We start from the raw sequence: 15,836 nt of genomic DNA on the forward strand, positions 1-15,836 counted from the left end.
ATGGAAATAAATAACAAACTAAAAGTAATAGAAAAAAGCAAAAATGTAAACATCCTTTTTGCTTGCGAATCTGGAAGTAGAGCTTGGGGTTTTGCTTCACCAGATTCAGATTTTGATGTACGTTTTATATACACAAAACCATTAGAATGGTATTTGTCAGTATTAGAAAAAAAAGATTCCATAGATATTATGGATGGAGATTTTGATGCTGTTGGTTGGGAAATCAAAAAACAATTAAAGTTGATGATGAAATCGAACATCCCAGCTTTAGAACATTTGTTTTCGCCAATAATTTATAAAGGTAATGATGTTTTGGTTGATGAAATGAGAGCAATTGGTTTGGAATGTTTTTCGCCCATAAAATCGATGTTTCATTATTTGAGTATGAGCAAAAAGTATGAAGCTAAATTACATAAAGAAGAGGTTAAGTTAAAAGATTTATTTTATGCTTTAAGAACTGCTTTTGCAGGAAAATGGATTTTAGAAAACAATTCTTTACCTCCAGTAATTTTTGAAAAAATGTTGCATTTAGTTGATGAAAATTCAGAAAATGAAATTAGAAACTTAATGAAAATTAAAAGTGAAAATGGAGAAAGCTATTTGCATCCAAAGAATGAAAAAGTTGTAAATTTAGTTTCAGAAATTATTGCTAAAAATTGTAAATATGCAAAAACTTTACCATCAGGAAAACCAAATAAAGATAAAATTAATAGTTTTCTATATAAAATATTAACAAATGAAAACAATATCAGCACTTAAAAAATCAGGAAGCATAATATTTGAATGTATAAGTGGTAGCAAGGCTTATGGTCTTGCTACGCCTAATTCTGATACAGATATTAGAGGCGTTTTTATATTACCAAAAGAACAATTTTATTCGTTAGATTATGTTGGTCAAATTAATAACGAAACAAATGATGAGGCTTATTATGAATTGCGAAAATTTATAGAATTATGTGCTAAAAACAATCCCAATATTTTAGAAATGCTTAATGTGCCTGATGAATGTGTTTTGTATAAACATCCATTATTTGATGAAATAAAGGAAGAAATTTTCTTATCGAAATTATGCAAAGATACTTTCGCAAACTATGCGTTTACGCAAATTAAAAAAGCACGAGGATTAAACAAGAAAATAACAAATCCTGTTGAAAAAAAAAGAAAATCTGTTGATGATTTTTGTTTTATTAGAACTGGTAAAAAATCGATAAAATTAGTTGACTTTTTATCAGAAAATAATTTAAAAAGTGCCTTTTGTGGTTTAGTTAAGATACCTCATATAAAAGATTGTTTTAATCTGTTTTATAGCGAAACTGAAAACTATCAAGGTGTTTCTAGAGAAAATGCCAATGAAGTATGTTTAAGTTCGGTTGATAAAACTGAGCAGGCTATTGCAATGCTCTATTTTAATAAGGATGGTTATTCAACATATTGTAAAAAGTACAAAGAGTATTGGTCTTGGGTAGAGAAAAGAAATAGGGAACGTTATAAAAGTAATATTTCTCATGATAAAAATTACGATGCTAAAAATATGATGCACACTTTTAGACTGCTAAATATGGCAAAGGAAATAGGAGAGGAGAGTATAATTAATGTAAAAAGAAAAGACAGAGATTTTTTATTGTTAATTAAAAATGCTGAATTTGAATATGAAGATTTAGTTGAAAAAGCTGAAATTATTAAAAATCAATTAGATGTTATTTACGCATTATCTAATCTTCAAGAAAAGCCAGATTTAAGAGTCGTAAATGAGTTGTTAGTTTCTTTGAGAAGTAAGTTTTACTCATTTTAAAATGATATATAAAAACTTATTTCATCAACACAAAAACATTGCAAAAGAGTTAAAAAATTATTCAAAAAAGATAATTTTGTGATTAGAGTATAAATATCTTTACATTTCTAAAATCAACTAATTGTCTGTTAAAAAAACAAAGAAAAGAAAGTATCGTTTTGTAAGAAGATTACTTCGTGTTTTATTAGGAGTTGCTATTTTCTTTTTTCTAATATACTTATTTATCAGAAGTCCTTGGGGACAAAATATCATTGTAGACAAAGCAACCAACTACGTTGCTAACAAAACCAATACAACTGTAGAAATTGATAAAGCTTTTATAACTTTCGATGGAAATTTAAAAGTTGAAGGGTTATTTTTGAATGATAAAAAAGGCGATACACTTATATATTCCAAATCTTTAGAAGCCAATTTACCACTTTGGGGTTTGATAAATGGAACTGCTTTAGGGGTAGATGATGTAAAATGGAATGGGTTAAAAGCCAATATTATTAGAAAAGATACTATTTCTGGTTATAATTTTCAGTTTTTAATAGATGCTTTTGCAACAAACGCTTCAAATACAGTTACAAAAGATACCACAACAACTTCATCAACTTCGCCAGAAATTGTTATTGGAAGTTTACATTTATCTGCAATAGATGTTGTTTACCTTGATATTCCTTTAGGAATTGACAGCAGCTTTAAAGTTGGCGAATTGCAAACAAGCATGGAAACTTTAGATCTTGAAAATATGATTTTTAGTTTGAATGATATATTTTTATCCAACTCAAACATTAAATATATTCAAACTCCAGTTTTAATTGCATCAACTGAAGAAGCTCCTTTACCAAAATTATCCGCAGAAAATATTGATATAAAAAATACACAGGTTTATTACAAGGCAGAAGAAAATAATTTGTTGGCAGATTTAAACCTTGTAGATGTTGAGGTAGAAAATCCGAACTTCAATTTACAAGAATCTATTTTTAAGATTGATAAAATTGCGCTAAGAGATTCTAAAACGCTTGTTGAAATGCAAACTGCAAGAAATTCTAATCCAGAAACTAACAAATCAGAATTTATTTGGCCATTAATTACGTTAGATGTTGGCGAAATTGATATTGAGAATAATTCGATTAATTACATAGTAAACAACACTAAAATAAATAAAAATGCTTTTGATGCTAATGCAATTTCTTTGCAAGATGTAAATTTAAAAGCATCCACAATTTTTTATAAAGACAAAAATGCAAGGTTGTTAATTGATACTTTTAATTTTAACGAAACCTCTGGCATCAACCTAAAAAAATTGAATTTAAATGTTGAACTAACAGATAAAAGTTTAGATGTTACGAATTTAGATGTTGAATTTAACAACAATAAATTAAAAGCAAACGCGAGTGTAAATTACAGTTCATTATCGCAATTTATTGCTTCACCAGAAACAGCAAATTTAAAAGTCTCTTTATCGTCATTTAATATATTTTTAAAAGAATTACTTAAGATAGAACCTTCTTTAAGAAACAATAAAATTATAAACGATGTAAGTAAAAAACCATTTACAGGAAATTTTTATGCAGATGGAACTTTCGCAAACATAGAAATTTTTAACAGTAAAGTTTTATGGGGGAAATCCACTCAAGTTTATGTAAATGGAATTCTTGAAAACGTTACAAATCCTGATAAAATTGCTTTCAATATTCCTGATTTTAAAGCAGAAACTATTAAAAAAGATTTGTTGGTATTTGTAAATGAAGAAGATTTAGGAATTCAAATTCCAGAAAAAGTATCTTTAACAGGTCAAATTAATGGAGGGTTAAAAGATATTGCTACCAAGCTAAACTTAACATCATCTCAAGGAGTTATTGCATTAAATGGTACTTTCAAAAACACAAAAACAATTGCTTTTGATGCTGCTATTAATGTAGAAAATTACAAATTAAATAAACTTCTAAAAAATAATCAATTAGGAGAAATCTCTATCAATGTAAATGCAAAAGGAAGTGGAAAATCATTGAACGACTTAGATGCTACTTTAAATGCAACTGTTTCTGATTTTAAATTCAAAAATTATACAATAAAAGATTTAAATTTAGAAGGAAACTTTAAAGACGGTAATGGAAAATTAGCATCAAAGTATAAAGATGAGAATTTAAACATCACTTTAGACGCTTTGGTAAATTTAGATACTGTAAATACAAAAGCTTCTGCAACTATTAATTTAATTGGTGCAGATTTACAAGGTTTGGGAATTATGCAACGTAATGTAAAAACGGGTATGGATATTTCCTTAGAATTTAATGGAAATTTAGACAATTACAAAGTAGATGCAGACGTAACTAATGGAGCAGTTGTGTACGATAATAGAACCTATTTATTAGGTGCTATAATTGCAAATGGTTTTGTTGATAAGGACACTACATCAATTACTATAAAAAATAAATTAATTGATTTGGACTTGCAATCTAACACAGATCCTGCTTCTTTTAGTAAAGCTATACAACAACATATAGCAAGTTATTTTTATAGAGATGTTGTTACAAAAGATACACTTACAAATCCTGTAGATCTAAAATTAAAGAGTAAAATTACCCAAACTTCATTATTGAGTGATGTGTTTCTAGTAAACTTAAAAGATATTGATACCATTGATATTTCTTTAGATTTTAACGAAGCTAAAAGAAAATTAGACGCAAAAATTACAGCTCCACACATAAATTATAGTGGCAACGAATTAGATAGTTTGGCTTTTACAATGAATACAGATCAGGATAATTTCAACTTTAAAATTGGTTTTAAAGACATTATTGCAAACCCTCTAAATATTCCAAGAACCATAATTACAGGAAACCAAACAAATAATGAATTGTCATTAAATTTTGCAGGTTTTCACAAAGGCGAAACTTTAATGAACGTAAATACTAAAATTAAAGGAAATAGAGATCGTTTACGTTTTACGGTTAATCCAGATAGTTTAATTCTGAACAGAAATAAATGGAATATTCCAACTGATAATGAAATTGTTTTTACTGAAGATAATAATCTATCATTTTCAAATTTTAAAATTGATAGACAAAATCAATCGATAGAAATTACAGATAAATTACCTAATGTTACTAAGAATCACATAGCAATAACCTATAATAATTTTAAAATTAGCGAGGTTTTTAATTACTTAAATCCTACTAAAAATTTAGCAACAGGAGTTTTAAATGGAGATTTTGTATTGGAAGATCCTTTTAACGATACAGGAATTATTGCAAATTTAAGTGTAAGTAAATTTAAAGTTTTAAAAACAGATTTAGGTACTTTAACCATGGATGCAAAATCCTTAGGAAATAATAATTATGATTTTAGCGCGAAGTTAAAAGAAGGAGATATCGATTTAAATGTAACAGGAGATTATTTTGTAGAAAATACAGATGCTAATCTAAATTTAAATTTGGCAATTAATGAATTTAAGATGCAGGCATTAAACTCACTTTCTTTAGGAGAAATTAAAGAAACTAGTGGTAGTTTTTCTGGTGATTTTAATGTGAAAGGAACAACTTCTAATCCTAAATATAATGGCGAATTAAATTTTAAAGATGCTGTTTTTAATATCACAAAATTAAATACAAAATTCACTTTACAAAACGAAAAATTAAGTGTAGATAATGCTGGTTTTTCTATGAATAATTTTACGGTTTTAGATGCTAAAAAGAATGCTTTAGTGCTGTCTGGATCCATAGGAACAGAAAGTTTTTTAAATCCAACTTTTAAATTAGATTTAAAAGCCAATAATTTTAGAGTATTAAATGCTACTAAAGAAGATAACCCAACATTGTTTGGTTTGGCAACTTTAAATGCAAAAGCAAAACTTACTGGAGATTTACAAATTCCAAAATTAAATGCAACTGTTACAGTTGGTGCAGATACAAATTTAACCTATGTTTTACCAGCAACCTATGCTAACATAGAAAACAGAGATGAAGTTGTTGCTTTTGTTAATCGTGAAAATCCAGATGCAATTTTAACACAAACTGAAGAAAAAACTGCCATTATTAGTGGTTTTGATATTAAGACCACATTAAAGATTGATAAAAAAGCAGCTGTAACAGTTGTTTTAAATGAAGATACAGGTGATAATTTTAAAATTTCTGGCTCAGGAGATTTTATTTTTACAATGTTGCCTAATGGCAGATTAACGCTAACAGGAGGTTATGAAGTTGCAAGTGGGCATTATGAGTTAAACCTTTATAATTTAGTAAATAGAAAGTTTAATTTAGTGCCTGGAAGTAGAATTTCTTGGTCTGGAGATCCTTTTGATGCCGATTTAAATGTTACTGCAAGTTATAAAATAGAAACATCTGCTTCACCATTAATGGCTAGTCAAATTTCTAACGAAGATCCATCTGTAAAAAATAGATTTAAACAAGTTTTACCATTTAATGTGTATTTAAATATTGATGGTGAATTGTTGCAACCCAAAATTTCTTTTGCCTTAAATATGCCAGAAGAAGAGCAAGGAGCAATTGGTGGGCAAGTTTATGGTAGAGTACAACAAGTAAATCAACAAGAAGAAGAACTAAATAAACAGGTTTTTTCTTTATTGGTTTTAAATAGATTTTATCCAAATTCAGGAAGTGATGGTAGTTCAGGTGGTTTTGCAACCATTGCAAGAGACAATTTAAATGATGCAGTTTCTGGACAATTAAATGCTTTTTCTGACAATCTTTTAGGTGGTTCTGGAATCGAATTAGATTTCGATTTAAATAGTTATACTGATTATCAAGGAGCAAGTGCAACAGATAGAACTCAATTGGGTGTAACAGCACAAAAAAAGCTGTTTAACGAACGCTTAACTGTAAGAGTTGGTAGTGATGTAGATTTGCAAGGAACCAGTTCTACAGGAGAAACATCACCTTTAATTGGTAATGTAAGTATTGAGTATAAACTATCTGAAGATGGCAGATATCGTATAAAAGGTTTTAGAAAAAGTGAGTTCGAAAATGTAATTGATGGGCAAACTATTGTAAGCGGAATTGCATTAATTTTTACACAAGAGTTTAATGAGTTTAATGAACTATGGGATGCTATTTTTAGGGCGAAAGAAGATGAAGAGGAAATTCAAAAAGCAAAAGAAGCTGCAGAAGCAAAATTAAAAGAGAAACAAGCAGCAACTAACAAGAGCATTCAAAAGAAAAAGAATTAATTTTAATGAAAAACATACAAACTAAAATAGGTTTATTTTTTTTAGCAATACTGTTATACTCTTGTAGTATTAACAAATTTATTCCTGAAGGAAAACGAATATATACAGGTGCAACAATTGAAATTGATTCAGATTCAACTGTTCAAAAAGTAAATAGATTAAAAGAAAATTTATTGTCTGTGGAATCACCTAAACCCAATACAAAGTTATTAGGGATGCATTTGGGTTTGTATTATTACTATAAAAACGAACAAGAAAACACTAATTTTATTAATAGATGGTTATATAAAAGATTAGGTCAAGAACCTGTTTATCAGTCTGATGTGGAGTTATTAAATGTAGAAGATATTTTAAGAAATAGATTAGAGAATAATGGTTTTTTTTATAGTACTGTAGTTTCTTCTTTTAATGAAAAAGAAAAAAGAGCTTCTGCAACTTATAATTTGCAAATACCAAAACCTTATAAAATGGCAAATTATAAGATTGATAGTATGATTTCTCCAATTTACGAGGACATTAAAAAAGCAACTAAAACATCTCCATTTCAAAAAGATATGCGTTTCGATTTAAACAACTTAAAATTAGAACGCCAACGTTTAGATTCAGAATTAAAAAAAATGGGTTATTATAATTTTAATCCTAATTTTTTAATTTTTGAGGCAGATACAAATCAATATTCTAATAAAAAGTTTGATTTATTCCTTAAATTAAAAGGGAATGTACCTAGAAAATCAACAGTTCCATATACTTTAAAAACAATAAATGTATATCCTAATTACAATTTAAAAGACTCTACAAATACAAACGTTATCAAATTTGATTCGATAAACTATTATCAAGATGAAATATTTTTTAAACCTGAATTTTTAGACGAATTCATCACTTTAAAAAAGGGGAGTAATTACAACCCAATAACGTCTAAAAACACAGCAAGACGTTTATCGTCAATTGGTGCTTATAAATATGTAAACATCCAATACAAAGAATTAGATTCTACAATAACAGGTAGTGAAGGTAATTTAGAAGCAAATATTTTTTTATCACCTTTAACAAAAAGAGCGCTTCGTGCAGAATTGCAAGCGGTTACCAAATCTAACAATTTTGCAGGCCCAACTTTAGGGTTAACTTTTAGTAATAGAAATTTGTTTAAAGGTGGTGAAACCTTAAATATAAGTTCTACAATTGGATATGAAACTCAAGTTTCAAGTGGAGAAAATGCAGGTTTAAGCAGTTTGGAATTAGGTTTAAAATCTGAGTTAATTTTTCCAAGAGTCATTTCGCCTTTCTCTTTTAGTGAAGATTTTTTCGAATACTCAATCCCAAAAACAAAAACGAGTTTAAGTGCAACCTATCTGAGTAGAAGTCAATTATACACATTACTTTCTGGAACTGCTCTTTTTGGCTATGTTTGGAATGCCAATAAATATATTACGTATGAATTCAATCCAATCTCTGTAAATTATACACGTTTATCGAATACAACTCCAGAATTTGAGCAGATATTAGATGATAATCCATTTTTAGAACGAAGTTTCGACCAGCAATTTATATCGGGTTTAACCTTTTCATTTACGTATAATGAAATGATAAGTTCCTCAAAAACACATCAATTTTATGTAAATAGTACTTTAGATGTTGCAGGGAATTCTATTAGTTTATTTGATAGAGAATCTTCTACAAGCGCATCAAGAGAATTTTTAGGATTGGAATATGCACAGTATGCAAAAGCAGATGTAGATTTTAGATATCATTTTAATTTTGGTAGAAATAATGAACAAAAAATAGCAACTAGACTATTTGCAGGTTATGGTTTGGCTTATGGAAATTCTGATGTTGTTCCTTTTGTAAAACAATATTTTTCTGGAGGTCCTTATAGTGTAAGAGCATTCAATATTCGCTCTTTAGGGCCAGGAACGTATACAGATACAACTAACGAAAATAACAGTTCTTTTTTTGATAGAACTGGTAACATTCGTTTGGAAGCCAATATAGAATATCGTTTTCCTATTTACTCTTTCTTTAAAGGTGCCGTTTTTGCAGATGCAGGAAATGTTTGGAATTCTGTTGGAAACCCAAGTTTTAATGGTCAAGATAAATTTACATCAAACTTTTTAAATGAATTAGGAATGGGAGCAGGAGTTGGTTTACGAATCGATGTACAAGGTTTTGTGATTCGTTTTGATTTAGCAGCGCCTTTTCACGATCCTGGTTTACCAGAGGGCGAACGTTTAGACTTTAGATTGGATGAGCCTGTTTTAAATTTTGCAATTGGGTATTCTTTTTAGAAATATTTATCATATAAATTATTCCTAACATTAAAATTTCTATACAACTTTAATAATGTTTCAGTTAATGTATTATTAACATTCACTTCTTTTTTTATTTATAAAACAGCTCACAAAGATTTTAAAAGATGACAATTATCATATTTTAAAAAGTGTATTTATTCGAAATTTGCACTAGGCAAAAGAGTAAATATGAATACGACACAATGTTATCATTGTGGAGATTCTTGTAATGATACTATCATAAAAGTTGATGAGAAAAATTTTTGTTGCAATGGTTGTAAAACTGTTTACGAAATTTTTTCAGAAAACGATTTAACTTGTTATTATGATTTTCAAGAAAATCCAGGAGCAATACCAACAGAAATCCAAGGAAAATACGATTTTCTTGACAATAAAACCATCCTCGATAAATTATTAGATTTTAATGATGATGCTACACAAATTGTAACATTATACATTCCTCATATTCATTGCAGTTCATGTATTTGGGTGTTAGAAAATCTACATAAATTAAACTCAAAAATAACAACCTCTCAAGTAGATTTTCCAAAAAAAACAGTAAGAATTACATACAACTCAACAACTATTTCTTTAAAAGAAATTGTGCTTTTGTTAAGCTCCATTGGGTACGAACCTTATATTAGTTTAGAAGATTACGAAGCTGGTAAAAAGAAAGTTGACAGAAGTTTAATATATAAATTAGGTGTAGCAGGTTTTGCGTTCGGAAACGTAATGTTTCTCTCTTTTCCAGAATATTTTGAAGTTGATGGTTATTGGATCGAAGAATACAAAAACGTTTTTCGTTGGTTGATGTTTTTCTTCTCTTTACCCGTTGTTTTTTATGCTGGTAAAGATTATTTTACTTCTGCATACAAAGGTTTGCGTTCTAAAATTTTAAATATTGATGTGCCAATTGCACTCGGTATTTTAGTATTATTTGTAAGAAGTTCTGTCGAAATTATTTTTGATTTAGGAACTGGTTTTTTTGATAGTTTAACAGGCTTGGTGTTCTTTTTATTATTAGGTAAATTTTTTCAACAAAAAACCTATAATTTTTTGTCTTTTGAGCGTGATTATAAATCGTATTTCCCAATTGCAGTAACTCGAATTTTAGCAAATAATAAGGAAGAAAATGTTCAGATTTATGATGTTGAAAAAGGAGACAGACTACTAATTAGAAATCAAGAATTAATTCCTGTAGATGGTATTTTAATCAACGGAAATGCACAAATAGATTACAGTTTTGTTACTGGAGAAGCTGTGCCAGTTGCAAAAAAATCTGGAGATAAATTATTTGCGGGAGGAAAACAATTATCAGGAATTTTAGAAATGGAGGTTTTAGCATCGGTTTCTCAAAGTTACCTAACACAACTTTGGAGTAACGATGTTTTTGCGAAAGATAAATCATCAACCTTTAAAACACTTACAGATAATATTAGTAAAAACTTTACCATTTTTGTATTGTCAGTGGCATTTTTATCAACAGCATTTTGGTTGTTTTATGATGCTAGCAAAGCTTTAAATGTTTTTACAGCTGTGCTGATTATTGCTTGTCCATGTGCAATTGCTTTGGCTGCACCTTTTACTTTGGGTAATTTATTACGCATTTTTGGAAAGCAAAAATTCTATCTAAAAAACGCTACAGTTATCGAGCAATTAGCAGGTATAAATTCTATTATTTTTGATAAAACTGGTACACTTACCACCAGTAAGGAAAGTACAATTACTTATGATGGCATTGCATTAAATCAGCAAGAAAAAAGGATTTTAAAAAGTGCATTGAGAGCTTCAAACCATCCATTAAGTAGAAATTTATACAACACTTTCGCAGATTTAGAAACGTTAGAAATAACGAATTATAATGAAGTTGTAGGCAATGGAATTAAAGCAAATTACAAAGAAAATTCACTAAAACTAGGAGCTGCTTTTTTTGTAAAAAATGAAACCGAAAATAATGCTTTAGATACAGCTGTTCATATCAGTTTTAACAATATTTACAAAGGAAAATTTACTTTTAAAAATTCGTATAGAAAGGAAGTTGTTGCACTTTTTAATTCTCTTAAAATCGAGTATGATTTAGCTGTTGTTTCTGGAGATAATGAAGGCGAAAAAGATTATCTAAAAGAAAACTTACCAGAAAACACCCATTTATTATTCAACCAAAAACCGAATGATAAATTAAATGTCATTGCAAAATTGCAACAAGAACATAAAAAAGTGGTGATGGTTGGTGATGGTTTAAATGATGCTGGAGCTTTGGCACAAAGTGATGTTGGTATTGCTTTGTCAGAAAACATAAACGTGTTTTCTCCTGCTTGTGATGCCATTTTAGATGCTTCACAATTTCATAAAATAGCCTTGTATTTGCAAGCATCCAAAAAGGCGATTACAATAATTAACTATTGCTTTATCCTTTCTCTGTGCTATAATTTAGTGGGATTATATTTTGCAACTACAGGTCAGTTAAAACCTGTAATAGCAGCAATTTTAATGCCTTTAAGTTCTATAAGTGTTGTTGTGTTTACAACAGTAGCAACTAATTTATTAGGAAAAAAAATAAAATAGAATATGAAATCATTAGTTCAAAAATACAATATTCCAGGGCCAAGATATACGAGTTATCCAACTGTTCCTTTTTGGGATTCAGCAACATTTAGCAAAGAAAAATGGATTGAAAGTTTCAAGAAATCATTTATAGAAAGTAATGAAAAGGAAGGCATCAGTTTGTATATTCATTTGCCTTTCTGCGAGAGTTTGTGTACGTTTTGTGCCTGTCATAAACATATTACAAAACGTCATGAAGTTGAGGAAGAATATATTCAAACCGTTTTAAAAGAATGGCAGTTGTATTGTAATTTGGTTGATGAAACTCCTATTGTAAAAGAATTGCATTTAGGTGGAGGAACTCCCACTTTTTTCTCAAAAGAGCAATTGCAAATTTTAATGGATGGACTTTTTAAAATTGCAAAAAAACATCCTGAAGCTGAATTTAGTTTTGAAGGGCATCCTAATAATACAACAAAAGAACAATTACAAACTTTGTACAATTGTGGTTTTGAAAGAGTAAGTTTTGGTGTGCAAGATTATAACTTAAAAGTCCAAGTAGCTATCAATAGAGTGCAACCTTTTGAGGCTGTTGAACAAGTTACAAAATGGGCGAGAGAAATTGGTTATACTTCTGTGAGTCACGATTTAATTTTTGGTCTTCCACATCAAACAAAAGAAAACGTAATTCATAGCATCAACAAAACAAAGGAATTACAACCCGATCGAATTTCATTTTACAGTTATGCACATGTTCCTTGGGTAAAAGGAGTTGGGCAAAGAGGTTTTAATGAAGATGATTTGCCAAAAGATGATGAAAAAAGAGAGTTGTATGAAATTGGTAAAGAATTATTCGCAGAACTAGGATATGAAGAAATTGGGATGGATCATTTTGCACTAAAAACGGATAGTTTGTATACAGCAACGATCAACAAAACATTGCATAGAAATTTTATGGGCTACACCTCTAGCAAAACACAATTAATGGTTGGTTTAGGTATGTCATCAATTTCTGATTCTTGGTATGGTTTTGCACAAAATGTAAAGACGGTAAAAGAATATCAGAAACTTGTAAATGAAGGTGAAATTCCAGTTTTTAGAGGACATATTTTATCCGAAGAAGATACAGTAATAAGAAAACATATTTTAAATATGATGTGCAATTTTGAGACTTCTTGGGATACTAAAGAAACCCAAATAAACAATATTGAAAAACATTTAAAATTATTAACAACACTAGAAGAAGATGGTTTAGTGCATATAAAAGAGACGTCATTATCGATTCCAGAAAAGGCAAGACCCTTTATTAGAAACATTTGTATGGCTTTTGATGTGCATTTATTAGCAAAAAAACCTACGACAAAATTATTTTCACAAACTATATAAGTTAAAAGTATTAACACTTTTTTAAGAAACATGATAAATGTCATATTTTAAGAATTAGATGAATATTATTTTTGATGTATCAAATTATCAGGCAAGATATGAGCGTAATATACCTACTACTAACACTAAGTATTCTAGTGGCAATTGTATTCTTTATCGCATTTATTTATTCAGTAAAAAAAGGTCAGTATGATGATTCATACACGCCTTCAGTAAGAATGCTGTTTGATGATGAACTCGTAAAGGAAGTAAAAAAAACAAGTAAAAATTAGATTTTAATTATGGAGATGCAACAGTTTTATTATGACAATAAAATAGTCAAGAAGTTTATTTATGCTACCCTAATTTGGGGGATAGTAGGTTTTAGTGTTGGTTTGCTTTTAGCATTTATGTTTTTATTCCCAAATGTAACTGACGGAATTTCGTGGTTAAGTTTTGGGCGTTTAAGACCTTTACATACCAATGCTGTAATTTTTGCCTTTGTAGGTAATGCAATTTATGCAGGTGTTTATTATTCACTTCAAAGATTACTGAAAGCAAGAATGGCAAGTAATTTTTTAAGTAATTTTAACTTTTGGGGTTGGCAAGCAATTATTGTTGCAGCAGCAATTACACTTCCTTTAGGCTATACAAGTTCTAAAGAATACGCAGAGTTAGAATGGCCAATAGATATTATGATTGCTTTGGTTTGGGTTGCATTTGGTGTAAACATGATCTGGACAATTTTACAGAGAAGACAACGTCATTTATATGTAGCAATCTGGTTTTATTTAGGAACTTTTGTAACGGTTGCAGTATTACATATTTTTAACAGTTTAGCATTACCAGTTGGTTTCTTAAAAAGTTACTCAGTGTATGCAGGTGTGCAAGATGCACTTGTACAATGGTGGTATGGACATAATGCAGTTGCCTTTTTCTTAACAACACCATTTTTAGGGTTGATGTATTATTTTGTTCCTAAAGCAGCAAACAGACCTGTATATTCTTATAGATTATCGATTGTGCATTTCTGGTCTTTAATATTTATTTATATCTGGGCAGGCCCTCACCATTTACTTTACACTTCTTTACCAAACTGGGCTCAAAATTTAGGAGTTGCGTTTTCTGTAATGTTATTAGCACCTTCTTGGGGTGGAATGATCAACGGATTATTAACATTAAGAGGTGCTTGGGATAAAGTTAGGACAGATCCAACTTTAAAATTCATGGTAGTTGCAATTACAGGTTATGGAATGGCAACTTTTGAAGGACCAATGTTATCACTTAAAAATGTAAACGCAATTGCACACTTTTCTGATTGGATTATTGCACACGTTCACGTTGGTGCATTAGCTTGGAATGGTTTCTTTACGTTTGGTATGTTGTATTGGATGATTCCAAGAATGTTTAAAACAACTTTATATTCTAAAGCATTGGCTAATTTCCATTTCTGGATTGGAACTTTAGGAATTATTTTATATGCTTTACCAATGTATGTTGCAGGTTTTGTTCAAGCTTCTATGTGGAAACAATTTAATCCTGATGGATCTTTAACCTATGGTAACTTCTTGGAAACTGTAAACGAAATTATCCCAATGTATTGGATGCGTGCCATTGGTGGAACTATGTTTATAATTGGAGCCATTGTAATGTTGTACAATGTTGTAAGAACTGTAAAACAAGGTAGTGGAGTAGAAGATGAGTTAGCAGAAGCTGCAGCTTTAACTAAAATTTCTAAACACAGAAGAAAAGGTGAAGGATACCATACTTGGTTAGAAAGAAAACCTATTAAATTAACAATTTATGCAACAATTGCTATTTTAATTGGAGGTATCATTCAAATTGTACCAACGTTATTGGTAAAATCTAACATTCCAACAATAAGTAGTGTAAAACCTTATACACCATTAGAATTAGAGGGACGAGATTTATATATTAGAGAAGGTTGTGTGGGTTGTCACTCACAAATGGTAAGACCATTTAGAAGTGAAGTAGAACGTTATGGAGAATACTCTAAAGCAGGAGAATTTGTGTACGATCATCCATTTTTATGGGGAAGTAAACGTACAGGACCAGATTTACATAGAATTGGAGAAAAATACTCTGATAGCTGGCACTTGAATCACTTTTACGATCCACAAAGTACTTCACCAGGTTCTATAATGCCATCTTATAAATGGTTGATTAGAAGCAAGCTTGATAAATCGAACACAAAAAATAAAATGGAAGCAATGGTATCATTAGGAGTTCCATATTCTGAAGAAGAAATAGCAAATGCACAAGCCTTAATGGATGCTCAAGGAAAACAAATTGAAGAAAATTTATATCAAGATCCTGCATTTGCAGATAGCTATGAGGCAGATAAAAAGTATGCCAGAGAAAACGGACAAGACTTTGTGGAAATGAAGGATAGAGAAGTTGTAGCAATTATTGCCTATATACAAAGATTAGGTACAGATATAAAAGTTAAAGACGAACAAAAAATTTCTAAAAAATAAGTTATGTTTAAATTTATAAAAGGTCATTTAGAAACGATTACAGGTATAGAAATATATCCATTAATATCACTCCTTATATTTTTTACTTTTTTTGTAGCCTTATTTTGGTGGGTATTTACAGCAAAAAAAGAATATATCAATAAGGTTAGTAACATTCCTTTAGATCAATAAAA

The 15,836-nt window shown here is 29.4% G+C and carries 9 protein-coding genes; all 9 read left to right on the top strand.

Annotated features, from left to right (window positions below; all coding sequences use genetic code 11):
• On the top strand, positions 1-759 hold the full coding sequence (locus P161_RS0114010; RefSeq protein WP_026777557.1) for a nucleotidyltransferase domain-containing protein: 759 nt from the start codon (positions 1-3) through the stop codon (positions 757-759).
• A complete protein-coding gene (locus P161_RS0114015; RefSeq protein ID WP_026777558.1) occupies positions 737-1,792 on the top strand; it encodes a nucleotidyltransferase domain-containing protein in 1,056 nt (351 codons plus the stop codon). Before P161_RS0114010 ends, P161_RS0114015 begins: the two co-directional genes overlap by 23 nt.
• A gap of 121 nt (positions 1,793-1,913) precedes the next feature.
• Positions 1,914-6,968 (top strand): translocation/assembly module TamB domain-containing protein, encoded by a 5,055-nt coding sequence (locus P161_RS0114020; RefSeq protein WP_026777559.1) that lies wholly within the window; start codon positions 1,914-1,916, stop codon positions 6,966-6,968.
• A gap of 5 nt (positions 6,969-6,973) precedes the next feature.
• Positions 6,974-9,253 (top strand): BamA/TamA family outer membrane protein, encoded by a 2,280-nt coding sequence (locus P161_RS0114025; RefSeq protein WP_036841509.1) that lies wholly within the window; start codon positions 6,974-6,976, stop codon positions 9,251-9,253.
• Between the two features lie 192 nt (positions 9,254-9,445).
• Complete coding sequence (locus tag P161_RS0114030; RefSeq protein WP_026777561.1) at positions 9,446-11,821, top strand: heavy metal translocating P-type ATPase metal-binding domain-containing protein; 2,376 nt, start codon at positions 9,446-9,448, stop codon at positions 11,819-11,821.
• A gap of 3 nt (positions 11,822-11,824) precedes the next feature.
• On the top strand, positions 11,825-13,186 hold the full coding sequence (gene hemN / locus P161_RS0114035; protein WP_026777562.1) for an oxygen-independent coproporphyrinogen III oxidase: 1,362 nt from the start codon (positions 11,825-11,827) through the stop codon (positions 13,184-13,186).
• Positions 13,187-13,284: 98 nt separating this feature from the next.
• Positions 13,285-13,458, top strand: coding sequence for a cbb3-type cytochrome oxidase assembly protein CcoS (gene ccoS / locus P161_RS0114040; protein ID WP_081817076.1), 174 nt, complete (start codon positions 13,285-13,287; stop codon positions 13,456-13,458).
• Between the two features lie 9 nt (positions 13,459-13,467).
• Positions 13,468-15,663, top strand: a complete 2,196-nt coding sequence (gene ccoN / locus P161_RS0114045) for a cytochrome-c oxidase, cbb3-type subunit I (RefSeq protein WP_026777564.1) — start codon at positions 13,468-13,470, stop codon at positions 15,661-15,663.
• Between the two features lie 3 nt (positions 15,664-15,666).
• Positions 15,667-15,834 carry a cytochrome c oxidase subunit IV gene (locus P161_RS0114050; protein WP_026777565.1) on the top strand — a complete coding sequence of 56 codons (168 nt, stop codon included), beginning with the start codon at positions 15,667-15,669 and terminating at the stop codon, positions 15,832-15,834.
• Positions 15,835-15,836: the final 2 nt, after the last annotated feature.

Source organism: Polaribacter sp. Hel_I_88 (assembly GCF_000687935.1).
GTDB lineage: Bacteria > Bacteroidota > Bacteroidia > Flavobacteriales > Flavobacteriaceae > Polaribacter.